Here is an 834-nt window from a genome sequence, read left to right as displayed (position 1 = left end):
GGGGCATGCAGTCGTGGCAAGCCCTCCGATGCCATATCGGCTCTTGAAGCTGGCTGAGGGTCATGGGTAATCAGGTTGCCGTTTCTTTATCTGTAGCAACATATATGTATGGAATACCCTTGGGATTAGCTCTTCCTTCTGATGCGGAATCTACTAATGGTTTCATTCTCTGATATGGGAATGGAATAGGCATGCTATCAACTACTACCTCCTCTCCTGTATCGTGGTCTGTTTGCGTTATCTCTCTCTCATTATGCCCTAACTGGGCACGCCATAAAACATGGCTAGGCTCAACCACTTTAATTCTATCCTGACAGGTTTCAAGAATAGAATTCATGAAGCTTTGGGATTCTGCATCTAAAATATAGCGATTTTTTGAGCCCACTGCATTCATAAATTTGTAATAGCTTCTATGAGATTTAAATGTCATTCCACAACCTTATTGAAGATGAATACAGTTGAAGACTTTACCATAAAAATGTGCTACGACGTACAAATAAACACCACGAACAGACATTTACAAATACTACTCAACAGTTAACCACCTGATACATTATCACCACAAAATTTTCTTTTATAGATAAGAACGACAGAAATAACACAGCAATAGAATGCATCATTAGAAATGCGACTAAGTTAACTATTGATAACAGCATTGACCACAGCAAAAATTTAGAGGGTTGCAATTAATATCTTTAAATAAAAACAAGCCAATATAGATAATAAAAAACCACCCGCATAATGGGTGGTTTTTTCATTACCTGATTACCCATGACCCTCAGCCAGCTTCAAGAGCCGATATGGCATCGGAGGGCTTGCCACGACTGCATGCCC

At 39.7% G+C, this 834-nt stretch carries 1 protein-coding gene; it reads right to left on the bottom strand.

Translation table 11 applies throughout. The features are described from left to right. Positions 1–70 precede the first annotated feature (70 nt). Positions 71–430 carry a hypothetical protein gene (locus tag PG887_RS22490; RefSeq protein WP_270822959.1) on the bottom strand — a complete coding sequence of 120 codons (360 nt, stop codon included), beginning with the start codon at positions 428–430 and terminating at the stop codon, positions 71–73. Between the last annotated feature and the right edge of the window lie 404 nt (positions 431–834).

The organism is Aeromonas sp. QDB14, from assembly GCF_027707845.1.
Lineage (GTDB): Bacteria > Pseudomonadota > Gammaproteobacteria > Enterobacterales > Aeromonadaceae > Aeromonas > Aeromonas caviae.
This window is presented reverse-complemented; position numbering and strand designations above follow the sequence as displayed.